The organism is Peribacillus kribbensis DSM 17871, from assembly GCF_000430765.1.
GTDB lineage: Bacteria > Bacillota > Bacilli > Bacillales > DSM-1321 > Paraperibacillus > Paraperibacillus kribbensis.
This window is the reverse complement of sequence record NZ_AUMQ01000033.1, coordinates 79,981-103,009: the sequence shown is the minus strand read 5'-3', so window position 1 is coordinate 103,009 and position 23,029 is coordinate 79,981. Positions and strand designations below refer to the sequence as shown.

At 38.4% G+C, this 23,029-nt stretch carries 22 protein-coding genes; 20 read left to right on the top strand and 2 right to left on the bottom strand.

Going from position 1 to position 23,029, the window contains the following annotated elements; translation table 11 throughout:
• Window positions 1-9: 9 nt before the first annotated feature.
• From H539_RS0106055 to manA, 6 genes are all read left to right on the top strand, one after another.
• Window positions 10-1,245, top strand: coding sequence for a glycosyltransferase family 4 protein (locus tag H539_RS0106055; RefSeq protein WP_026692796.1), 1,236 nt, complete (start codon window positions 10-12; stop codon window positions 1,243-1,245).
• Between the two features lie 14 nt (window positions 1,246-1,259).
• Entirely contained in the window at window positions 1,260-2,594 is a 1,335-nt protein-coding gene (locus tag H539_RS0106050) for a UDP-glucose dehydrogenase family protein (RefSeq protein ID WP_026692795.1), read from the top strand.
• 45 nt (window positions 2,595-2,639) lie between these two features.
• Window positions 2,640-4,028: a sugar phosphate nucleotidyltransferase gene (locus H539_RS0106045; RefSeq protein ID WP_026692794.1), complete on the top strand. Its 1,389-nt coding sequence runs from the start codon at window positions 2,640-2,642 to the stop codon at window positions 4,026-4,028.
• 69 nt (window positions 4,029-4,097) lie between these two features.
• Window positions 4,098-5,186, top strand: a complete 1,089-nt coding sequence (locus H539_RS0106040; protein ID WP_026692793.1) for a glycosyltransferase — start codon at window positions 4,098-4,100, stop codon at window positions 5,184-5,186.
• A 947-nt stretch (window positions 5,187-6,133) separates the two neighbouring features.
• The gene (gene tagU, locus H539_RS0106030; protein WP_026692792.1) at window positions 6,134-7,060 is read left to right on the top strand and encodes a polyisoprenyl-teichoic acid--peptidoglycan teichoic acid transferase TagU; all 927 of its coding nucleotides are present in this window, start codon (window positions 6,134-6,136) and stop codon (window positions 7,058-7,060) included.
• A gap of 122 nt (window positions 7,061-7,182) precedes the next feature.
• On the top strand, window positions 7,183-8,127 hold the full coding sequence (gene manA, locus H539_RS0106025; RefSeq protein WP_026692791.1) for a mannose-6-phosphate isomerase, class I: 945 nt from the start codon (window positions 7,183-7,185) through the stop codon (window positions 8,125-8,127).
• Between the two features lie 159 nt (window positions 8,128-8,286).
• On the opposite strand, the gene H539_RS0106020 is transcribed toward manA, so the two are convergent.
• Complete coding sequence (locus H539_RS0106020; protein ID WP_026692790.1) at window positions 8,287-9,966, bottom strand: Ig-like domain-containing protein; 1,680 nt, start codon at window positions 9,964-9,966, stop codon at window positions 8,287-8,289.
• Window positions 9,967-11,006: 1,040 nt separating this feature from the next.
• Between H539_RS0106020 and H539_RS0106015 the strand changes: the two genes are divergently transcribed.
• The 14 genes from H539_RS0106015 (at window position 11,007) to H539_RS0105935 (ending at window position 21,751) form a co-directional block, all read left to right on the top strand.
• Window positions 11,007-11,495 (top strand): VanZ family protein, encoded by a 489-nt coding sequence (locus H539_RS0106015; RefSeq protein WP_026692789.1) that lies wholly within the window; start codon window positions 11,007-11,009, stop codon window positions 11,493-11,495.
• 841 nt (window positions 11,496-12,336) lie between these two features.
• Window positions 12,337-12,693 (top strand): hypothetical protein, encoded by a 357-nt coding sequence (locus H539_RS0106005; protein WP_026692787.1) that lies wholly within the window; start codon window positions 12,337-12,339, stop codon window positions 12,691-12,693.
• 19 nt (window positions 12,694-12,712) lie between these two features.
• On the top strand, window positions 12,713-13,039 hold the full coding sequence (locus tag H539_RS0106000; protein WP_026692786.1) for a hypothetical protein: 327 nt from the start codon (window positions 12,713-12,715) through the stop codon (window positions 13,037-13,039).
• Window positions 13,040-13,051: 12 nt separating this feature from the next.
• Complete coding sequence (locus tag H539_RS0105995; RefSeq protein WP_026692785.1) at window positions 13,052-13,429, top strand: hypothetical protein; 378 nt, start codon at window positions 13,052-13,054, stop codon at window positions 13,427-13,429.
• A gap of 20 nt (window positions 13,430-13,449) precedes the next feature.
• Window positions 13,450-14,754, top strand: coding sequence for an HNH/ENDO VII family nuclease (locus tag H539_RS32755; RefSeq protein ID WP_155889951.1), 1,305 nt, complete (start codon window positions 13,450-13,452; stop codon window positions 14,752-14,754).
• Window position 14,755: 1 nt separating this feature from the next.
• Window positions 14,756-15,184 carry an SMI1/KNR4 family protein gene (locus tag H539_RS0105980; protein ID WP_026692783.1) on the top strand — a complete coding sequence of 143 codons (429 nt, stop codon included), beginning with the start codon at window positions 14,756-14,758 and terminating at the stop codon, window positions 15,182-15,184.
• A 226-nt stretch (window positions 15,185-15,410) separates the two neighbouring features.
• On the top strand, window positions 15,411-15,608 hold the full coding sequence (locus tag H539_RS32750) for a GAD-like domain-containing protein (RefSeq protein WP_026692782.1): 198 nt from the start codon (window positions 15,411-15,413) through the stop codon (window positions 15,606-15,608).
• 56 nt (window positions 15,609-15,664) lie between these two features.
• A complete protein-coding gene (locus tag H539_RS0105970) occupies window positions 15,665-15,913 on the top strand; it encodes a hypothetical protein (protein ID WP_026692781.1) in 249 nt (82 codons plus the stop codon).
• Between the two features lie 438 nt (window positions 15,914-16,351).
• A complete protein-coding gene (locus tag H539_RS0105960; RefSeq protein WP_026692779.1) occupies window positions 16,352-18,037 on the top strand; it encodes a methyl-accepting chemotaxis protein in 1,686 nt (561 codons plus the stop codon).
• 698 nt (window positions 18,038-18,735) lie between these two features.
• A complete protein-coding gene (locus H539_RS0105955; protein ID WP_026692778.1) occupies window positions 18,736-19,074 on the top strand; it encodes a hypothetical protein in 339 nt (112 codons plus the stop codon).
• A 20-nt stretch (window positions 19,075-19,094) separates the two neighbouring features.
• Complete coding sequence (locus H539_RS0105950) at window positions 19,095-19,421, top strand: hypothetical protein (protein ID WP_026692777.1); 327 nt, start codon at window positions 19,095-19,097, stop codon at window positions 19,419-19,421.
• 12 nt (window positions 19,422-19,433) lie between these two features.
• Entirely contained in the window at window positions 19,434-19,811 is a 378-nt protein-coding gene (locus tag H539_RS0105945) for a hypothetical protein (protein WP_026692776.1), read from the top strand.
• A gap of 20 nt (window positions 19,812-19,831) precedes the next feature.
• Window positions 19,832-21,328, top strand: a complete 1,497-nt coding sequence (locus H539_RS30000) for a pre-toxin TG domain-containing protein (RefSeq protein ID WP_051348459.1) — start codon at window positions 19,832-19,834, stop codon at window positions 21,326-21,328.
• Window positions 21,329-21,343: 15 nt separating this feature from the next.
• Window positions 21,344-21,751, top strand: a complete 408-nt coding sequence (locus H539_RS0105935) for a hypothetical protein (protein WP_026692775.1) — start codon at window positions 21,344-21,346, stop codon at window positions 21,749-21,751.
• A gap of 359 nt (window positions 21,752-22,110) precedes the next feature.
• Here H539_RS0105935 and H539_RS0105925 read toward each other — a convergent pair whose 3' ends face one another.
• Window positions 22,111-22,974, bottom strand: a complete 864-nt coding sequence (locus tag H539_RS0105925; protein WP_026692774.1) for a manganese catalase — start codon at window positions 22,972-22,974, stop codon at window positions 22,111-22,113.
• Window positions 22,975-23,029 lie beyond the last annotated feature (55 nt).

The window sequence follows — 23,029 nt, the reverse complement described above, 5'->3', positions numbered from 1 at the left end:
ATTAGTTAAATGAAAAAAAAAATCGCATTCGTTATAAACTACTTTTATCCAGATTTAGCCTCTACCGGTCAGCTTATGACTGAACTGTGTATGGATTTACAAAGTGATTTTGAGATTACCGTTATCGCTGCTCAACCTGGATATGCTGGTGAGGAAACAAATACTAACAAAACATTTGAAATAGATTATCTAGAGAATATAAAAGTAGTACGAATTCGTCTTCCTGAAGTAGATAAATCTTCAAAGATTAGCAGGCTAAAATATATATTCTCTTATTTTATGCTTGCTAATATGGCTCTATTAAAGGAAAAGAATATAGATGTTATATATACAATTTCGCAGCCACCAGTATTAGGGGGCTTAATTGGAACTATAGGCAAATTTTTAAAACGTACAAAGCACGTCTACAATATCCAAGATTTTAATCCAGAGCAAGCAGAAGCTATCAGCTATACGAATAAGAAGTTTGTCTTCAATGTTGCTAGATCTATTGATAAGTTAAATTGTCGATATGCAGACCATATTATTTTAGTAGGAAATGATATGGCCGAAACATTAAAAAAGAGATTCAATTATACTTACATTCCCAAGCATTCAGTAATCAACAACTGGACAAATGAAGATGAAATTACACCCCAAGCTAAAACTAATCCAAAAGTAGATGGTTTTTTACAGGCTCATAATTTAAAGGATAAATTCATTGTGATGTACTCAGGAAACTTAGGACTATACTATGATCTTGAAAACATTATTAAAATAACAGGAGCATTTAAGGCTCATAGGGATATAGTTTTTTTGTTTATAGGTGAGGGGGCAGTTAAACAGAAAATGAAGGATTTTGTGGAAAGTAATGATGTTAACAATGCCCTCTTTTTACCTTATCAGCCTAAAGAATTTATTAAATACTCATTAAATGCTGCAGATGTCCATCTAGTTGTAAATCAAAAGGGAATTAAAGGTGTGTCGGTACCAAGTAAAATTTACGGTGTCATGGCTGCAGGTAAACCCATTCTTGGAGTACTGGAGAAAGGTAGTGAAGCTCAGTTAATTATTGAAAAAAGTCAGTCGGGTATAGTTGTAGAACCAAAGAATTATAAGGGAATTATTGAAGCTATAAATTACCTTTTCAATTTAAATCAAAAAAAGAGAAGAGAAATGGGTATTAAGGGAAGAAACTACTTAGAAGAGAATTTACAAAGAAAAACATCAATTAACAAATATCGAGATTTACTAATGAAGTTATAAAAGGGGATAATAAAGTGAGAATATCAGTTGTAGGCACAGGCTATGTCGGACTAGTGACAGGTGTTGCTTTATCACATATTGGTCATTCTGTTACTTGCATTGATATTGACCAACAGAAAGTAGAGAAAATGCAGAAAGGTATTTCTCCTATCTATGAACCAGGACTGGAAGAATTAATGGTTCAAAGTATTAATGAAGGGCGTTTATTTTTTACTTTTAATCATCATGAAGGTTTTAAAAATGTCGATGTCATTTATATTGCTGTAGGGACTCCGGAAAGAGAGGATGGATCAGCAAATTTAATGTATATAGAGCAAGTAGTAAAAGATATTGCTCAGAGTATTATTAAGGATACTGTAGTGGTTACAAAAAGTACGGTCCCAGTTGGGACGAATCACTATATTAAACAGCTATTAGATTCCTCAGTTAAAGTTGGTATTAACGTAGATGTTGTTTCAAATCCGGAATTTCTTCGTGAGGGATCTTCTGTATATGATACCTTTAATGGTGATCGTATTGTAATTGGAGCGGATAGTAAAAAAGCTGCTACTCTGATAGAAGAAATAAATAAACCTTTTGGTATTCCTATTTATAAAACTGATATAAAAAGTGCAGAAATGATTAAATATGCCTCTAATGCTTTCCTAGCTACAAAAATAAGCTTTATTAACGAGATTGCAAATATTTGCGAAAAGGTTGGTGCCGATGTGGAATGTGTTTCTCAAGGCATGGGGATGGACAAGCGTATCGGTTCTATGTTTTTAAATGCTGGAATCGGCTATGGGGGGTCTTGCTTTCCAAAAGATACCAAGGCCTTAACACAGATTGCTGCTAATATTGATCATAATTTTGAACTGTTAAAAGCGGTTATAAGAGTGAACAACAATCAACATAAGGTTCTAATTGATCGTGCTAAACAACGTTATGGAACACTAGCAAAGAAAAAGATTGCCCTACTTGGTTTAGCGTTTAAGCCGAATACTGACGATATGAGAGAAGCAGCAGCTATTGTTCTTTCAAAAGAGTTAATTGATGAAGGAGCAGAGCTTATTGCATACGATCCTATTGCAATTGATAATGCCAAAAAGGTTCTTCCAAAAGAAGTTAAGTATGTATCATCTATTGAAGAATCCTTAAAGGATGTCGAGATGGTTTTTATATTAACAGATTGGGAAGAAATAAAAGATATTAATTTAGAGGTTTATGTAAACTTGATGAAACATCCAATTTTATTTGATGGGCGGAATTGTTATAACTTAGAAGTAGTGAAACAATATCCTATTGAATACCACTCTATTGGTCGATCATCTGTCTATAATTATGAAAGAGAATTAGTCACACAATACTAGAGAGCGGACAATTGTTGTCCGTTCTATTTTTATAGGAGGATTGTAATGAAGCTGGTTTTATTATCAGGCGGTTCAGGAAAACGCCTTTGGCCCCTATCAAATGACACGAGATCCAAGCAATTTTTAAAAGTGCTAGAAAGCAATGATAATGAAAAGGAGTCTATGGTGCAGCGGGTATGGGGACAGTTAGAATCGGTTGGTCTTGCTGATTCCTCGGTTATTGCCACTTCAAAGATGCAAAGGGATATGATCCACAGCCAGATAGGAATGAATATTCCACTGATCATTGAGCCTGAGCGCCGTGATACCTTTCCGGCTATTGCTTTGGCTGCATCCTATCTTTATTCAATCCAAAATGTTTCGGAGGATGAAGTAGTGGTTGTTTTGCCGGTCGATCCTTATGTTGAGGATGGTTTTTTTGAGAAGGTAAAAGAATTAGAGACTGTTTTACTAAAATCAAACGCAGAACTGGCACTCGTAGGGGTTAAGCCTACCTATCCATCTTCAAAATATGGATACATTGTACCGAAAGAAGACGGAGAAGCTGATTCTTATTTTACAGTTAACCATTTTACAGAAAAGCCAAGCGAAGAAAAGGCACAAACCCTTATGGATATGAAGGCTTTATGGAACTGCGGGGTATTTGCGTTCAAATTGAGCTATTTACTCGAAATTTTGGATGAAAAAGGGCTGCCGGTATCTTTCAATCAATTGGAACTACATTATAAAGAACTTCCTAAGATCAGCTTTGATTATGAAGTGGTGGAAAAGGCAGATCATATTGTTGCCGTTCCTTATGATGGTTATTGGAAGGACCTTGGAACATGGAATACGTTAACGGAAGAAATGGCCCAGATCCAGATTGGAAAAGGGATCGTCAGTGAAGAAACCGTGAATACCCATCTTATTAACGAGCTGGATATTCCTGTTACAGTACTGGGTGTAAAGGATGTTGTCGTTGCCGCAAGTCCGGATGGTATTTTGGTTGCGGATAAAGCTTCGAGTCCTAGAATTAAAGAGCTTATCGGCGGCTTTGAGCAGCCCCCGATGTATGAGGAGCGGATCTGGGGCTGGTCTCGGACCCTCGACTATGCAAAGTATAATGATGGAAAGGAAATGGTCACTAAGCGGATCTGTATCCTGGAGGGTAAAAATTCAAGCTATCATTACCACAACTTACGGGACGAGGTTTGGACCATTGTTAAGGGAGAAGGAGAACTAGCGCTGGATGAATCTATCACCCGGATCAAAGCAGGGGACATCATTCATCTGCCGGCAGGCAAAAAGCATGGAATTAAGGCATTTACAGACCTAGAGTTTATCGAAGTTCAGACTGGTATGGGTATTAGTGATGCCGACTTTACCCGGTTATATTTTGACTGGAGAGATGTCATCAATCACTTCCAGCAGTCCAAAGCGAAAGTTATCATTTAAGGGAAGGCTAGGGAGTGAACTGGATGGAAGCTCCTTCATTTTTTGTTTAACACAAAGGGAGAGTTCCCAATGAAACGAATTGCTTACTATATCTCTGACTACGGGTTTGGCCATGCAACGAGAAGTGCTGCCATTATACAAGAGCTGCTCAAGCAAGATCGAGATATTTCCATTATTATATGTAATTCCTATGCAGTGGAATATTTGGAGAAGCTGTTACCTGACGATCGAATAAAGTTCCGGTGTATAAAGACCGATGTAGGGTATTTTTTACAAGAGGATTCAATTGAACCTGATGCTAAGAGACTGAATAAAGAATATGATCAATATATAAAAAGCTGGCCCGCACTTATTAAAGAAGAGTGGAGATTTTTAAAGGAAGAAGAAGTCGATCTAGTTTTGTCTGATATATCACCAATCGCCTTTGAAGCAGCATATCAGGCTGGAGTTCCCTCTGGTGGTATATCCAATTTCACTTGGCATACAGCCTATGATGGATTGATAGACTCATTAAAGCTGGAGCCATTTAGGCTGGCATATGAAAAAATGTCCATTCATTTCCGTCTTGCTGCGAGCAGGGAACCTGCTTGGGGTATTAGTCAGGAATATGAATATGGATTTATATCTAGGGAGATAGATGATTGGGAAGTAAAACGGATACGTAAGGCTGTTAACCCTATTAATGATCATCATATTATCTTTTTTGGACTAGGAATGAAAATGAATATGCAGGACTTAAGCAAGCTGAAAATATGGGAGAGCCCTAATTGCAAGTTTATTGTCTCTTCTAACACAAGTATACAACGACCTAATATTACGAAGATTCCTAAAGACTATATACATTCGCATAATTATATTGCAGCTGCTGATCTTGTAATAACAAAGGCCGGCTGGGGAACAGTGGGAGAAGCAGTTGCGGCCCATACTCCTTTATTAATTATAGATAGGCAGACGATGAGGGAAGATCATAATACTATAACCTTCTTAAAGAAGCACAGGCTATGTCATACAGTTACATGGGAAGAATTAAAAAACCTGACAATAACAGATTCTCTAATGAATTGTCTAAAATCATGTATTGATAAAGAAAACAATAAAATTAATTATCAAGAGAAAATGGCCGATGATATAATAAATATTTTAGAGAGTGAAAGTTAGATAAGCTATCATCGCAAATAACTTCTTATAGAATAGTACGTTGAAAGCACTAATGGCTGATAAGTGGTTTGGTGGTGAATCATTAAAAAATTTTAGAGGATTCTTTCTACTTTGTGGGAAACCTGTGTAGTGTTTATAACTGGACAAAAATAACCTTTGTTTTATATTAAAGTTTCTTCAAGGCAGAAAAGGATATCACAGCTGTTAAAACTCTGGCCATTTGTTAACCAGACTATAAATAGAAAAAATAATAAGACATTCTAAGAATGTCCTATTTGAAAGTTGTGATACTCGTGAAGGTAAGTGTAACAAAAATTATAATTTTGGCTGCATTAGTAATGTTAAATACTCTAATACACCATACAAACAGCAAGATCTAAAGCCGTTCTTAAAATAACAAAGGACTGTTCATTTTATTGATATTTATGATTTGATCGGAAAGATGCTTAGCATTTTTTTATATCCAGTAATAAAATACTACTAAATGAGAAAACTCATATATTTAAAATGATTTTTATCCACCCAAACACGGAGAGCCATAATGGAATGCTGATAAGTGAACCAAACAAAAAACCTTTTGAAAAGTTACTGGCTTCAATATTCATCTTCATCCCTCCAGCCTGCTTTTAAACATAGTATAGTAAGAACTCGCTAGAAAGGTTGTCGTTTAAGGGAAGTATACAAAATATTTGTCTTTAATTATCTACGTAAATTGCAGTAGTTAAATCGTCTGCTAAATAAATTTCCCCTAATCGTCGTTATAAAAACTGGGATTTTCTACCCAATTTAGTTCAGATAGTAATTTAATGCAATTTTATGGATTAAAAGGATGAAAAATGTAATAGTTTTGAAAAAATAGCTATCTATCTTCTGTTTGTTTTTATATAATATTGCTAGTATACAAAAGCTTCCAATGATAAATTTGCTATGTGGGAAAGGAATACATGATGAGAACAGATAAAAAGAAAAAAAGAAAATGGCCCCAAATTCTAGGGATAATAGTATTGTTATTAATAGTGGGGGCAGGTGCTTATGCTTACTCCGTTTATCATTCTCTTACAAAAGCCGTTAATACCATGCATGCACCTATTGACCGGCAAAAATCAGATAAACGTGAAAAAGAAGTGACGCTTTCTAAGAAAGAGCCTTTCTCTGTATTAATGCTGGGGGTAGATGAGCGAAAAGGGGATAGAGGGCGTTCGGATACAATGATTGTCTTGAGCGTAAATCCGAATACTAATTCTGTAAAAATGCTGAGCATTCCTAGAGATACACGTACTGAAATTGTAGGTCATAATACTGTGGACAAAATTAACCACGCCTATGCATTTGGCGGTGTCGAAATGGCTATGGCGACTGTCGAAAATTTCTTGGATATTCCAATTGATTATTATATGAAGATTAATATGGAAGGGTTCAAGGATATCGTAGACGCGGTGGGTGGAGTTACAGTTAATAATGACTTGGATTTCACGTATGATGGAGTCCACTTTGCTAAAGGAAATATAACTTTAAATGGAGAGAAAGCTTTAAAATATTCTCGAATGAGGAAGCAGGACCCTCGCGGTGACTTTGGACGCCAGCTTAGACAGCGCCAAATCATCCAGCAGGTCATTAATGAAGGAGCAAGTGTATCGACATTAGCCAACTATGGTGATATTTTTAATGCCTTAAGTAAAAATGTTAAAACAAACCTGACATTTGATGAAATGAAGGATATTCAAAAAAATTATAAGAGTGCCAGCAAATCAATCGATCAGATGACGATTAAAGAAACTGGTACAAAGATTGATGGAATATATTACGGGCTTGTCAGCGATGAAGAGAAACAGAAGGTACAGAATGAGATGAAAGCCCAACTAGAATTAAAATAAATCAAAAAGGCTGATCCTTTGCAGGATCAGCCTTTTTGATGTGCTTGTTTTTAGCAAGATTCTTTTAAAATACATAAAATACCAAAAAACAGTAGGTGTAATAGTAAATGAGTGAGAATTATATGGAACCTCTATTTTTTAAACCAGTCTTTAAGCAAAGAATCTGGGGAGGGACCGCATTAAAAGAGGAATTCGGTTATGAGATTTCTAATGCCCATACAGGAGAATGCTGGGCCATTTCTGCTCACCCTAATGGACCTTCTTTAATTGAAAATGGCATGTACGCTGGTATGGCTTTAGACAGCTTGTGGAGTGAACATCCTGAACTATTCGGAAATTCAAAGGAAAAGGTTTTTCCTATGTTAACTAAAATTTTGGATGCTAATCAGGATTTATCTGTTCAGGTACATCCGGATGATGCCTATGCCAGAGTTCATGAGAATGGAGAACAAGGCAAAACAGAGTGCTGGTATATCATTGACTGTAAAGAAGATGCCGATATCATCCTCGGGCATCATGCTCGTTCTAAAGAAGAATTCATGCAGCAGATTAAGGAAGGGCGATGGAGTGATTTGCTGCGGAGAGTAAAAGTTAAACCTGGTGACTTCTTCTATGTACCAAGCGGAACCATTCATGCCATATGTGAAGGGACTTTGATCCTAGAGACCCAGCAAAGCTCAGACACTACCTATCGGATATATGATTATGAGCGCCGGGATAGTGATGGAAACTTGAGAGACCTTCATTTGGAAAAAGCCATTGATGTTATAACAATTCCTTATCAAAATCCTAAAAGTACTTCAGTAATAAATAAAAATGAAACCTCTGTCTTAACCTCTTTTTTAGAGTCTGGTTTCTTCTCAGTTTATAAATGGCAAGTACGCGGAATAGCATCTTTTAATACTGGAGAAAACTATCTACTTCTCAGTGTAATTAAAGGTAATGGAATACTTTTTCACCATGGCGGTGAATATCCCATAAAGAAGGGCACTCATTTCATCCTGCCGTTTGGATTTGGCGAATTTGAAATAGATGGGGAATGTGAATTGATTGTTTCTCATACATAATATCGTTATGGCATTATAAAAATATCTCTGTTGATTATTTGAGTATTATTTATAATATGGGGAATAAAAAGTTACTCAGGGGCATATAGAGATATTCTAAAGAGGAAAAGCTGACTTCCTGAAGATCAAAATAATCTTCAGAGTCAGCTTTAACTTGAATTACTTTACATAAATCGTCTTTCCCGCGCTTGAATTATTAGATGCATCCACTGCATAAACCATCAACTTAGCATTCTTTTTCTGCTTGGATAGTTTAAATTTAAAATTCCCTTTTGAATCGACATATCCGGATGAAATAACCTTAGAACCCGATTTAACCAGGATTTTTGCTTTAGCCTCAGCTCTGCCTGTTATATAAGTTGATTTAGTAGTAACAGAGTTGACGCTTGGGGCACTTGGTGGTGTTGTATCTTTTACTTTTACCGTTGTTGCTTTGCTTTCATTTCCCTCCTTATCCTTCGCCGTAACGCTGATGTACGTTCCGCTCTTATACTTAGGTATAGTTATACTAAACTTCCCTGAACTGCTTGTGGTGCCAGTTTTTACAGTTTTACCGCCGACTTTCACAAGGATCGCAGAATTGGCTTCAGCCGTTCCGGACAAAATTGTGGTTTTATCGCTTACTGCATTTACCTTTGGAGCAGCGGGTGGAGTCGTATCCCTTTGGGCGAGTATCAAGGAATAAGGTACTAGTTCATCTTCTCCGTCATAATAACTAATCTCAACATAATAGATGCCTGCTCTTAAATTTAAATTAGCGATTTTACTTATTGCATTAGAACCATAATCTGTATAGAAATACTGATTCACTGAATCATTTTGATTAAATACCCTGACCCTGAATTTGGTATCTTTTGGCCGGGTTAAATTTAGAGATAATGCACTGTTTTTCGTTAAGTTAACACGGTAATAATCAATATCGCCGCTAGAGCTAATAACTCCCTTAAAAGTCTTATCTAGCAAAATTTGATTTGCACTGGAGCTGTAGTCATTGCCCTCCTGCTCAAAATTGGCATTCACTGTATATCCTATCTTAAAATTATACGGGATATTACTTCTATCCCCATCATAGGTAGTTATATTTAAATAATAATTACCAGGAGTTAAACCGGTATGTATAACGGTAGCTGGATTATAATTATCTCCATAATAGGTATACCATGTCTCTAGATTTTCACCGTTTTTATCCATCAACTGTACTCTATAGCGGGTTTTTGGGCTTAAACTTAAGTCTATATTTAGCTCTCCCGGAGCAGTGATTTTAAAACCATAGTAATCTTCATAAGAATCATCCGCAAATCCATAGTACCTAGTATTTAAATTAATCCAGTTTGCTTCTGACTGATTATCATTGTTTTCTTTTTCATAAACATTGCTCTCTGTATAGTCTACTTGCAAGGTATAGGGAATGTTCTCGTCATCACCATCATAGTAATGGACAAGCACATAATAAGTCCCTTTATCCAGACCTTGAGAAAACAACTCAATAACTCCAGATTCATTACTATAATCCGTATAATAATCTTCCATTCTGTCTTGGGTTACATTATATAAATCAACTCTGTATCTTGTTCCAGTTTTTCTATTGATTTTTATGGAAACTTTTCCTGCACTGCTTAAATTGAAACGGTAGTAATCATTATCGTCCCAGTCTTTTAATGTGCCATTTACAGAAGTGTTATATACATTACTGGTGCTGTTATTTTTTGTGAATACGAGATTGGTAGCAGTTGCAAATGAATCATTATTCTCATATTCGGTTGCAGCATTAACAGTATGACTTATAGAAATACAGGTAAACAATAATGCAGCAAAGAGAAGCACAATTAATTTTTTCATAATATCCTCCAATTAGTAAAATTTTCTATTTTAATATATCATAATTCTTTAGTCCTGGGTATATAGTAATCAGAATAACATTCAAGCTTATCTTGGGAAGAACAAAACTCTATCAGTGCTCTCCTTCCGAAAATTCCTTGGGCCATGGTAGGGAAATACAAAGAAACAACTCGTATAACATTAGAGATGAAATCGGGGGTGTATCGAAGAGCAAGCCATGGAGGCTGTGATCGGAGCAGATGAAATTGACTTATACGACATGTCATTAACTTTCCCAAAAGTGGTCTCTAAATGGAGAGGAGACTAGATTTTGACTATGTGATATGCCAAGGGTGCTGTTGTTATTCAGCAGCTTCTAATGCAAGGGTCAGGAGTGTAGTTAAGTTTTATCGCCATGGCTGCTATTTCTCTTCTTCCTTTAAAGCGTGGAACACCAGAGCATATCTTATCCCGGATGAATTCCAAGCAGGTAGGGGTTCACCAAATATCTATCTTTCAGCCTTGCCGGCAACTAAGCCTTATTGGGGTATTTACAATTAACATGCCTTTGGGTTCTTAGAGTTAAAAAGTCTACTTTCTAACTGTAAGTATTATTTTGAAGATTTAGGAATGAGCAGGGATATAGGAATCTTGCAAAGCTGCCATTTAAAATAGTCCCAATTGTAAGTTTGTAGTATCATCAAATGTATCTATGAAGGTTCTAATAATCTAAGGTTCCTTAGGAGTATTTTTCAAGCCATGGCTGTCGACGATCTGATAAAAGCAAGGCTGAAATTCAGGGGCAGAAGCTCGTTCCGGCAATTCTCCTTTATTGATTATTGGCCAGCGATCAATCACCATACATTATTTATAATACGATCCTTGTGAAACAATCAGTATGTAGAACTTTAAGGGATATATGGATTACAGAGTTATTATAATGATATGCCTGACCCACAACCACGCCCCAGTCGCCTAATTAAGGAAAGCTTAAGGTGAATTATGTAGCCTATATAATAGTAAAGTATAATAAATATTAAAATACGAAAGCTGTGAGCTCCATGAAGAATGTAACCAAAATAATAGTACTCCTTTTATTAGCAGTGTGTGTGATTGTGATGTTCCAATCCTCAAACACTCCCTATCAGAAGCAGGATTTAAGGCCGACTCTGCAAAAATACATAACTCTTGATGAGAATTCGCTGCCCAGCATGAATTTCGATTATGGAGGTGCTCTTGTAACCTCCAGTCAGCCTTACGATTTTATAGAGTTTTTTATTAGAAAAGCGGGGCATATCTCTGAATATTTTATTCTTACATCGCTTTTGCTTTTAAGTCTCCAGTTTACAAGATTAAAGCTTATAGCCCGGGTCTTGCTTTCATTCGTTATTGCCCTGGCATTTGCTTGTACGGATGAATATCATCAAAGCTTTATCAAGGGCAGGACCGGTCATCTCATCGATGTCTTTTCCTTTGACCTGCTAGGGATTGTCCTAAGTATAATTATATATACATCAGCCTATTACCGATTTGAGAAACGCTATAAATGAAGAAGCAGTTCCAATCCAGCCAAAAACAGAAAACCATAATGGAATGCTTAAAAGGGAACCAGCATAAAACCTTTAGAAAAGTTGCCGTTTTCATAATTAATTCATTCCTCCAGCCTGTTTTTATGCATAGTATATCCATCCTTCATGTAAAAGTTGTCGTATTGCAGACAAGCCATTATTCTTTTCGAAAGAAGATGCACTTTACATATGGCATCTAAGGAAAGTGTTATTTTTACTTGCATTTATGGTTCTAACAATAAATGAGAAACAATATAGGTTTACTACATTGATAGAATGGCCGAAGACACTGTCCACCCACCATAGTGATTACAGAAAGACGAAGGATGTCCTGAGTTCGAAGATAGTAAATCCAGAAATAAGCATTTGCTTATTTCTGGATTTTTTTGTTTTGGAAAGACGTTATTTGTGCAAACCTATTAGTGAACCAAATAGGCTGAGAGGTGAGGATTTTATACTGGATGATTAAGAGGACTTTCCATTTTTAATTAAACGTTTGATTAAATAAAAATTAGCAGCGCCCTGCAGCTAAAGCTACAAAGAATGGACCCATAAATAAAAAATTGGTCACGTAATCAACATCCCTTTAGGTGTAAAACAGCAAAATCCATTTCAAAAGTCACCCCCTGATTTTATTACCTTAGGATTACCCCGTTTTATATCAACATCAATAAACAGGCTCATCATTGATTCGATCATCATCTGGTGATATAGACCTGGGTCCTTCCTATCATTTGTGAAAAATCCCCTGCTATAACTTGCTTCTCTTTCTATAAAATTTATAAACTAAAATTATTACATTATTTTACAAAGGGTGAGGAATATGGATTACGATACCCGTATCAGCAGGCTGGAAGCAGCGATCCATGCATTGTCCAGTGCGCCGAAAATTGCGGCTTCCGCTCACAAAACGGCCAGCAGCGGAGACTGGGAATACAGTAAGGCGAAGAATGCATACGAAGACTGGATTAATAGGATGGAGACCTTTCTATCAGAGGCCGGGCAGCTGGCCGAAAACTGTATACAGGCGCTGGAAAGGCAGCTGGCTATGGTGAGGACGCTGAAGATGGCGGAATACCGGGAGCATCTTATAAGACTGAGCGGATTGGATGCGAAAGAAAGAGCAGCTTATATAAGCAGCACCTCTATGGATCCGAGTGTCAGGGCTATGCTGTATTAAAGAAGAGAGGAGAAACAGTATGAATATAAGTGAAGGCGGAGGAGGCGAGGTTAAGATTTCCTATGATTCCGCAAGTACCGTCCATGGTGCTGAAGCAGTTCTGAAAGCCTTAAATGACTATAAAGCATCCAATAAAGCAGTCCTTGCCAAGTTTGCGAGCGTCCTTGAAGAACTGGAAGGAGCGGCAATCGAAAGCTATCAGAGCGCCGTTGCAGAATATGAATCGGCCTCCAGAATGGCAGAGGAGTATCTCGATCTCTTTCTAAAACTGATGGAGCTTACGGACACTCTAATCAACGCAGCGGACCGCAGAAGTGAAGAGCTGTTTAACTCAATTGAGGTATAAGGAGGGGAAGAAATGGCCTCTAGTATAAAAATCAATCCAAATACGATGCAGGATCTCTATGAAACACTGCGTAAGGGATCCCTTCATACAACAGGCATGATTCAGGCGCTGATTTCCTATAAACGAGTGCTGGAGGAGCAGGGGATAAGTGAAAGCAGTCTATCGCTGATTGTCTCTTATTGCGATTCCTTGATCTCCATGATGGAAGTCATGGAATCGAGTCAGACCGCCCTGCAGAATCACGCCTCCGAAATCACCGCCAGCTTTATGCACGCAGACCTGAACCTGGCCGATTCGTATGGCGGAAGCAGCCCGGCAAAGCAGTCGTATCAGGAATACAAGGATCAAAAATATAAGGAAGAGCATATGACGGATTCCTACTATGATTAGAATGTGATGGGAGTGATGATGTGAGCACCTTATTCATTAAAACGGACGGAGTATCCCGCCAGCTGGATCAAGACTATACGAGATACAAGGAACAGGAAGAGATCCTGAGGCAATACTTACACATTGCGGAAAGCACCGCCTCCTCCCTTGCGCTGGAAGACTTAGGGGCGGTAGAATTAGAATTGAGAGTACTGAAAATAAAAGCTGAAAAATATATAGAAGAAATTATGCCGCAGCTCCACAGTATGCCCATCCATACAGCACCCATGGATCCCTTCGAGGACGCCGTCTCGGCCATTCAGATGTACATCAGCCAGAACCAGGTTCCAGCCTTCATCCAGAATATCCGCAGCATCCACCCGGTCAATCAAACAGGGGATGTAAAAGGAATCACCGGAAGGGATGCTGCCCTGATGGTAGGAGAAGTTCTGGGAGTCAATGACCTCTATCGGGTCTTCACGGCAAAGGATCCAGGAGACGGCCATGACCTGGGCTTCACCGAGTGGCTGGAGGCGGCCGGATGGTCCATTATTGCGTTCACGCCGTGGAAACTGGCAAAGCTCGGCAAAGTAGCCGAAGCCGGTAATGGGTTAAGAGTTCTCGACAAAGTAAGTGAAGGTGAAAAAAGCCTCTCCACCATGGGCACCCTTTCTCAGTGGTTTAACTGTGTCAAATCTCAGAGCGTGGAGGCTGTTCAGAGGACGAGTGGGCAGTTTAATGACCTACTGAGGAATCTAGTTGGGCCCCAGTATTCAGTAGATGGGGTTGGGGCGATAAGGATGGAAGGCGGGGCGGTTTCGCAGGTTGAGAAGGTTGGGAGTGTCGGTAAGGATGCTGATGATATAAGGAGTGTTACTAAGGGTACGGGTAAAGAAACTTATCAACATCTAAAGGACTATAAAAATAATAAATATTTTACTAGAAGTGTAGAGTATAATGCAGGTAAAGATGGCACAGGATTTACTTATAAAGTATATCAAAGAGGAGATATTAATTGGGATATGGTCCGAACAAAAGGTGCTAAAAAAGGTCGCGGGCTAACAAATGCCGAAGCATCTGCGAAATACGGACTTGCCCCTATTCTTGATGAAGCAGGTAGTGTTGCAACATTGCATCATTCGCAACAAAAAGGTGTTGGACCCTTATATGAAGCTTCAACAAGGTACCATAATATCGCTAATGCTAAAAGAGCTCCACTACATCCTTATAAAGGAAAGTTAAACCCATTTTATCCAATGGATGAGACAACTAGAGGAGCGTTTCAAAAAGTAGATTCTATTAATTATTGGAAAATACGAGGAGAAGAGGCTTTAGGAGGAAGATAATATGAGCATATTGCCTGAGAGACTAGATGAAGTTCTAGGAGAAGAAATATATAAACGTGAAGATAGCAATCTAGTACAGGATGCTTTAATAAGGCTAGGTGTAAACGCATCGGATACTTTCCAAGAATTTTATATCCAGTATGCAGGACCTTTTTGGGAAGAGCATGTACCCTTTGAATTACTAGATATAGCAGATGAAGAAAACAATATTGAATCATACACACTCATTTCTAGAAAAGAACATGGCTTTCCGAAGCAATTTCTGGTTTTAAGTGAAATGTCAGCAAATGCTGTATTAGTACTGGATACTGTAACAGATAAAGTTTATATAGTTAATTTTGAGGGTGGAGATGAACTACTTATTAAAGGTGAGTTAAAGGAAAGTTGGTCATCGTTTTTTGATTTCCTGAAGGCATATTTTAATTGTTAATTATGGTCGAATAAAAGTTAATTCAGAGAAACACTTAAAACCTTGATTGGCTTAATATGCCTTCAAGGTTTTTTGACTTTAAGAGCTTAAACTCATGATGGTTAGCAAGCTTACGAGATTGGTTGCAGTGACATAGAAGGGCAGATGTTATTGGTGGTTTAGGAGACGAAATAAAGAATACTTACTTGAATGTAAAGTTGACCCAATAAAAAAGGGAGGATTCTCAGTGAATACCTTTAAGAACCTTATTAAACACGATACAGTTGATGAAAGAATTACTTTAAGATATAAAGATAAACTTCCTGCAGAACTGATGGAAGTATGGGATAAATATGGTTTTGGAAGATTGTACAAAAAGGGGATATTGCTCCAGGTTTCGGTTCAGTTGGTGGAGGAATTCAATATCAATTGCCATTACCAGTAAAACTTTTAGAAGATTTGGGCATGATAAAAATTTTATTCTAAGCTAGGAGGGGTAGTATGAACATAGATGATGCAAAGAAGATAATTCAAAATGAAGAATTAGAAAATTATTGTCTTTATTGTAACGAGATTTCTATTGAAGGTGTGGTAGTTATAGAAAAAGAAGATTATGAGTGGAAAGTATACACTAATGATGAAAGGGAAACAAAAACAGGAGAGAAAATTTACAAAGAAGAAAGTAAGGCTTTAATTGATTTTATCGAAAGGTTACGAGGAGACAAAGCGATGAGAAAGTACTTTAAATAATTATAATAGTGAGAAAAAGCTCCACAGTATGCCCACTAACACTGAACCCAAGGACCCCTTCGAGGACGCCGTCTTGGCGATCCAGATGTATATCAGCCAAAATCAGGTCCCACCTTTCATTCCGAACATCCGTACCATCCACCCGGTGAACCAGACGGAGGATGCCCTCTAACAAGTCCTCTATAAAATCTATGTGCTTTTGCACCAATCCTGCATCCGGAAGATAAAATTAGCTCAAATTAGGCATTTCCATGTTGAATAGCAACCTCTAGCCGCTCTATTGCTTCTCCGATAAGATAATTTCAGTATTTTTAAAAATTAATTAAACATTATGTAGCATCATACGATAAAACTAATAGTTATATTATGTTTTCTGAGGATTTATTGGAGAGTAACATACTACTAGCGAGTATAAACAAAGGGGAGCAATGATCGGCATTGAAAATAAAATTAGGAACTAAGATCAATTTGATTGTCATAGCCATTATAGTTTTGCTATCTGCAGCTATTGGATTTGTGATAAACCAAGAGATTACCAAGGGGATAAAAGAGTTCGCAACAGAGAAAGCCAAGGGGGATTTAAGGCTTGCTTATAGGTATGTTGATAACAAGTATTCTGGTGATTGGGAAGTTAGAGATAATAAACTGTTTAAAGGTACAACAATCATAAATGACAATGAACAAGTAGTAGATAAGATAGGAAAAGATACGGGAGATACGGTTACAATTTTCCTGGGAGATACTCGTATAGCCACTAATGTGATGGTAAATGGAAAACGTGCAATTGGAACGCAGGCTTCAGCAGAAGTAGTTAATAAGGTTCTTAAAAATGGGGCTTACTATTATGGTGAAGCAAATGTAGCAGGAAATATATATCAAACGGCTTATATGCCGTTAAAAAGTTCTTCAGGCCAAGTTATAGGGATTATGTATGTAGGTGCTTCACAAGAGATTATTAATCATATAGTATCTTCAGTTTTAACCAAGTTTCTTATTGTTTTAATCATAATGATCGTACTCGCTTCTGCGGCTGTGTATGGGTTCACTCAGAAAATGAAAAAGAGACTTACAAATCTAACACATGCACTTGAAATGGCAGGGTCAGGTGATTTTACTACAAAGGTTAGTGACAAATCAACAGATGAACTGGGTACTTTATCCAAGAGCTATAATCAAATGTCCGAACGCCTTAAAACGATGATGAACGAGGTTGTTTTTACTTCTGAACAACTGGCTGCTTCTTCAGAACAACTAACAGCAAGTTCGGAACAAACCAGTATCGCGACAGAAACCATTACGGAATCGATTCTGCAAGTAGCAGGTGGAGCGGAACAATCTACAACGAGTGTTCAAGAGAGTGCACAAGCTCTTGAGGAAGTCACAAAAGGGGTCCAGTCCATTGCAGATAGTGCTTTAGTTGTTTCCGAGGTAAGTATGCAGGCTGCCGAAAAGGCAAAAGAGGGCGGTCTGTTTGTAGATAATACCGTAAATAAGATAAATGACATTAATCTTTCTGTTATAGCAAGTGGTGAAGTCATAAAAACACTTGGGCATCGCTCACGAGAAATAGAAAATATTTCAAATGTGATAACTGATATTGCTAATCAAACTAATTTGTTAGCTTTAAATGCTGCCATTGAAGCAGCAAGAGCTGGCGAACATGGAAAGGGATTTGCGGTTGTTGCAGATGAAGTTAGAAAGCTGGCTGAACAATCGCAGCAATCATCTTCACAGATTTCCGCACTCATTAAGACCATACAAGAAGACATGAGTCGATCTAATCAGTCCATAGAACAAGTTTCTTTGGATGTATCAGAGGGATTAGCAGTTGTGAACCAAACGAAAGATAACTTCCATGAAATCCTTGACTTCATGGAGAAGCTGACAGGACAAACGAATGATATGGCAGCAACATCTGAACAAATATCTGTAAGTACACAGGGAGTTTCAAAAACTGTCTCTGGAATAATAAACATATCTGGACAAACATCCATGCATTCTCAGACTGTAGCGGCTTCAGCAGAGGAGCAACTCGCATCTATGGAAGAAATCGCTGCATCTGCTTCAGCATTATCGAATTTGGCAGAGGACTTAAAAGGATTAATTAGTAAATTTAAAGTATAAAATATTATCCGAAGACTACCGATATGGTCAGTCTTCTTTCTTTTAACCATAAAATTATTCGAATGAGTATAAAACCAATTAAAGATAGAGAGAGGATTGGTTTAATAGTTTGAATAATAACGGAGCGACCGGAATGGAAATACTAATTGTTTAAATAAGGTCAAAAATAAGTGGGAAGTTTATTATAGTGAACGTGGAGTGAAATCTCAATTAAAGAAATTTGAATCAGAGGAAGAGGAATGTAATTATTTATATAAAACCATTCAAGAACTTTTGGGAATATAAAATTCTGCATAAGACCTTAATTGGCTAGATGCCTTTTAAGGTTTTTATTTTGTGTAAAAAGAAACATCCGTAGGAAAAGTTAATTGCTTCTTCCTGTGTTTGATTTTCCATCCACGACCTGGTTGGTCGGGTACATGTGGATGATTTAGAAATATGACCTATAATTCGTTATTACGCTAAGGATCTAGGAGACAACCACAACCTAAGGTTCACCGAACAGCGGATGGTCCATTATCGCCTTACCTTTGGAAACTCACGAAAACTGGAAAGGAAAGGGGAACCATATTTACTTCTAGTCATATAGACCTGGTTCTTTCTTATCATTTGTGAATTATTGCCTAATATAACTTGCCTCCATTTCTATAAAATTTATAAACTCGAAATATGACATTATTTTACAAAGGGTGAGGAATATGGATTACGATACCCGCTTCAGCAGGCTGGAAGCAACGATCCATGCATTGTCCAGTGCGCCGAAAATTGCGGCTTCTCCTCATAAAACGGCTAGCAGCAGAGATTGGGAACACAGTAAGGCGAAGAATGCGTATGAGGACTGGATCGACAGGATGGAGACCTTTCTATCAGAGGCCGGGCAGCTGGCCGAGAACTGTATACAGGCGCTTGAGGGGCAGTTCGCCATGGTGAGGACGCTGAAAATGGCGGAATACCGGGAGCATCTTATAAGGCTGAATGGATTGAATCCGAAGGAAAGAGCGGCCTATATCAGCAGCACCTCTATGGCAATGCTGTAAAAGAAGAGAGGAGAAATGGTATGAATATAAGTGAAGGCGGAGGTGGCGGGGTTAAGATTTCCTATGATTCCGCAAGTACCGTACATGGTGCGGAAGCAGTTCTGAAAGCCTTAAATGACTATAAAGCATCCAATAAAGCGGTTCTTGCCAAGTTTGTGGGCGTCCTGGATGAGCTTGAAGGAGCGGCAATCGAAAGCTATCAGAGCGCTGTTGCCGAATATGAATCGGCCTCCAGAATGGCAGAGGAATATCTCGATTTCTTTCTAAAAATGATGGAGCTTACAGATACTTTAATCAACGCTGCGGACCGAAGAAGTGAAGAGTTGTTTAATTCCATAGAGGTATAAGGAGGGGAAGGAATGGCCTCTAGTATAAAAATCAATCCCAATACGAGGCAGGAGCTTTATGAAACCCTGCGTAAGGAATCCCTTCATACAACAGGGATGATTCAGGAACTGATTTCCTATAAACGAGTGCTGGAGGAGCAGGGGATGGGCGAAAGCAGTCTATCGCTGATTGTCTCTTACTGCGACTCCCTGATCTCCATGATGGAAATCATGGAATCGAGCCAGACCGCCCTGCAGAATCATGCCTCCGAAATCACCGCCAGCTTCACGGATGCAGACCTGAATCTGGCCGATTCGTATGGCGGAAGCAGCCCGGAAAAGCATTCTTATCAGGAATACAAGGTTCAAAAGTATAAGGAAGACCATATGACGGATTCCTACTATGATTAGAAGTCTATGGGAGTGATGATGTGAGTACGTTATTCATTAAAACAGATGGAGTTTCCCGCCAGCTGGATCAAGACTATACGAGATACAAGGAACAGGAGGAAATCCTGAATCAGTACTGGGACATTGCCGAAAACACCACCGCCTCCCTTGCACCGGAAGACTTAGGGGCGGTAGAATTAGAACTGAGAGTACTTAAAGAAAAAGCTAAAAAATATGTAACAGAAATTATGCCGCAGTTCCACAGTATGCCCATCAATACAGCGCCCATGGATCCCTTCGAGGACGCCGTCTCGGCCATCCAGATGTACATCAGCCAGAACCAGGTCCCAGCCTTCATCCAGAACATCCGGACCATCCACCCGGTCAATCAGACAGAGGATGTAAAAGGAATCACCGGAAGGGATGCCGCCCTGATGGTAGGAGAAGTCCTGGGAGTTAATGACCTCTATCGGGTCTTTACTGCTAAGGATCCCGGAGACGGACACGACCTAAGCTTCACCGAATGGCTGGAAGCAGCCGGATGGTCCATTATCGCGTTCACCCCGTGGAAACTGGCAAAGCTCGGCAAAGTAGCCGAAGCCGGTAAGGGGTTAAGAGTTCTCGACAAAGTAAGTGAAGGTGAAAAAAGCCTCTCCACCATGGGCACCCTTTCCCAATGGTTTAACCGCGTTAAATCTCAAAGTGTGGAGGCTTTTCAGAGGTCGAGTGAGCAGTTTAATAGCCTTTTGAGAGATTTGGCTGGGCCGCAGTTAGCACCGGGGGGAGTTAGAGCTATGCGGGCTGGGGATGAGACGGTTTGGCGGTTTGAGAATTTTGGGAGTGGCAGTAAGGGTACTGGTAAAATTAGTGATGAAGCTAGTGAAGTTAAAACTATATTTTATGATGGTGTATCTGCAAATAGTTTCAAAGCCCAAATAGGAGAAGTTTTAAGAAGACATAATTTAACGTTGAGTGAATTCCAAGAATTGAAACTAAGGCATGTAACAGAATTGAATAGTGATGAAGTTCGTATCATGAAAGAAATAAGAGATTCGGTACCTCTTATTACAAAAGATACTCTGTTACAGAAAACAATTCCAGCTAGTGATATAGAAAAATATTTATCTGGAGAGTATGCTGAAATTGGTGGATATATTGCTAAGTATGATGATGTTGGTCATATTAATAACTATGGTGATGTGGTTGAATCCTTCCGCCTTGACTACACTTCTTGGAATGGAAGTAGGCCATTCCCCGAAAGTGGAAATGTGTACGGAAAAATTAAATTTACAACTAACAAGGTAGACAATATTGAGATCTCTTATGGAGAGCGCTTTGGAGGATCGAATACTGATGGTCCGCCATGTACACTGAATGGTTTTACAGGATCAAGAAATAGTGAATTAGTTCCTGAATGGCAATTTGATAATAGATATTTTCCAAATGATGGAGCAGAATTATATAGAGTAACGGATGGTGTTGACAAACTAGTAGCTAGATTTGATAGTGATTTAAAAGCGTTTATACCAGTCAAATAATAAGGGGGGGAATGTATGGAAAAAGGGACTTTCGCAAAATATACAAGTAAAATCTTTAGGGTCAGTAATATTGATGGAGATAGCATAAGATTAGTTAGTGAAAATCAAGCGGATTTGAACAATGGGTTCAAAGAAAAAATTTATCCTAGCAGCTATAAAGATAGTGCTAACTTACCAAGGCTATATATTAAAGAAATAAAGAAGGCAGAGCTAGATGAATTGTATGAAGTTGATTACAAGGCAAGGTACAAAGGAAATATATATAATTTAAGTTTTAATAAAGCAGGATCACAATTTAGACTTGGCACCACTGATGCGGAACTTGCAAAGCAAAATGGATTTGAACGAACAGATAAATACTACTATGAAAAAGTAGTGGATCAGGATGAGATTGAAATTTTAGAATTTATAAAAAAACTATAAGAAAATCTATTTATGATAGATAAATGAGGTTTTATATATTTGTGAGGGAACTTTCTTTATCCTACCAAATGATGTGATATTACAAATAAGCTCTTTGGGAGTAACGATCTATGAAGAGCTTTTTTTGTTCACAGGAACGTTACTCCTTTGATGCTCCTGCATGTTTAATAGAATTAAAGCTTAATCTGAAGCTTAAAAGGGCCCTATAAGAAAAAGGCTGCCATTTCTGCAGCCAGGTATTCAAGGAAAGCAGCACCAGTTTGTATAAGTACAATTCTTCACAATGTCCACTTTGTTGAAGAAAGAACACTAATTAATATTGTAACTACTAATAGACAGAAAGAAGCTAAATTTAAAGTTTAATATATAGGAGGGATGTGACCGCCTCCGTCTTTCCCAACCGTTGGCGGTGTGTCATGGATATATGGCGGAGCCGGAGGAAGTTTTTGTTTAGGGCCAAATGGGGCAGGATGTTCGACATATTGAAATACACCTTGCCCATCCATACTTGGCCCATTCGCCCAGCGTCCCTGGGCACTTTTATTCCCAGCGGAAAAATTAAATAAAGTATAGGATACTTCCCTTTTTTCTAATGATTTAGGGAACGTTGTAGGCACAACAATATCCCCTTCCTCTTCCTCCAATTCTTTAATGGCTGCTATCCATTGATTTTGGTGCATGGTATCCCGGGCGATTAAAAAGGAAAGCATATCCTTTACACCCTGGTCATTAGAGCTTTCAAATAAACGGACAGCCTGTAACCTGCCTTGAGATTCTAAATGTAGATTTGACCGGAAATCAGCAAGCAGGTTTCCACTGGATATAATGTAATCAGCTTTCCACCTTCTGCCCTGGCTGTCAGCTGGAAGAGCACCAAGACCTGAAACGATTGCATGCTGAGGATTCATTCCGCCTAATATTGCTCCGACAACAGGATCTTTGGCAGCGGTTTCCAAATCGCCCACTGGGGCACCATCCAATAACCTGGCAATCATTGTTGCTAACATTTCAATATGGGCTAATTCCTCTGTACCAGTGTCCATTAATAAATCCTTATATTTCCCTTTAATGCCTCGAACATTAAATCCTTGAAAAAGGTATTGCATAGCATTGGACATTTCTCCAAATTGACCGCCTATTCTTTCTTGTAAATACCTGGCGAATAATGGGTCTGGACGTTCTGGTTTGGCATGGTATTGCAGTTCTTTTATATGATAAAACAAACATACCGCCTCCAAATAATAATCGTAGGTTATATATTATTATTCGGCATTTGTC

What these genes read in the sequence shown, in the direction of transcription:
- H539_RS0106055 (WP_026692796.1), top strand. Translation starts at nt 10, where the DNA reads ATGAAAAAAAAAATCGCATTCGTTATAAACTACTTTTATCCAGATTTA.
- H539_RS0106045 (WP_026692794.1), top strand. Translation starts at nt 2,640, where the DNA reads ATGAAGCTGGTTTTATTATCAGGCGGTTCAGGAAAACGCCTTTGGCCC.
- H539_RS0106040 (WP_026692793.1), top strand. Translation starts at nt 4,098, where the DNA reads ATGAAACGAATTGCTTACTATATCTCTGACTACGGGTTTGGCCATGCA.
- tagU (WP_026692792.1), top strand. Translation starts at nt 6,134, where the DNA reads ATGAGAACAGATAAAAAGAAAAAAAGAAAATGGCCCCAAATTCTAGGG.
- manA (WP_026692791.1), top strand. Translation starts at nt 7,183, where the DNA reads ATGGAACCTCTATTTTTTAAACCAGTCTTTAAGCAAAGAATCTGGGGA.
- H539_RS0106020 (WP_026692790.1), bottom strand. Translation starts at nt 9,966, where the DNA reads ATGAAAAAATTAATTGTGCTTCTCTTTGCTGCATTATTGTTTACCTGT.
- H539_RS0106015 (WP_026692789.1), top strand. Translation starts at nt 11,007, where the DNA reads ATGAAGAATGTAACCAAAATAATAGTACTCCTTTTATTAGCAGTGTGT.
- H539_RS0106005 (WP_026692787.1), top strand. Translation starts at nt 12,337, where the DNA reads ATGGATTACGATACCCGTATCAGCAGGCTGGAAGCAGCGATCCATGCA.
- H539_RS0106000 (WP_026692786.1), top strand. Translation starts at nt 12,713, where the DNA reads ATGAATATAAGTGAAGGCGGAGGAGGCGAGGTTAAGATTTCCTATGAT.
- H539_RS0105995 (WP_026692785.1), top strand. Translation starts at nt 13,052, where the DNA reads ATGGCCTCTAGTATAAAAATCAATCCAAATACGATGCAGGATCTCTAT.
- H539_RS0105980 (WP_026692783.1), top strand. Translation starts at nt 14,756, where the DNA reads ATGAGCATATTGCCTGAGAGACTAGATGAAGTTCTAGGAGAAGAAATA.
- H539_RS0105970 (WP_026692781.1), top strand. Translation starts at nt 15,665, where the DNA reads ATGAACATAGATGATGCAAAGAAGATAATTCAAAATGAAGAATTAGAA.
- H539_RS0105955 (WP_026692778.1), top strand. Translation starts at nt 18,736, where the DNA reads ATGGATTACGATACCCGCTTCAGCAGGCTGGAAGCAACGATCCATGCA.
- H539_RS0105950 (WP_026692777.1), top strand. Translation starts at nt 19,095, where the DNA reads ATGAATATAAGTGAAGGCGGAGGTGGCGGGGTTAAGATTTCCTATGAT.
- H539_RS0105945 (WP_026692776.1), top strand. Translation starts at nt 19,434, where the DNA reads ATGGCCTCTAGTATAAAAATCAATCCCAATACGAGGCAGGAGCTTTAT.
- H539_RS0105935 (WP_026692775.1), top strand. Translation starts at nt 21,344, where the DNA reads ATGGAAAAAGGGACTTTCGCAAAATATACAAGTAAAATCTTTAGGGTC.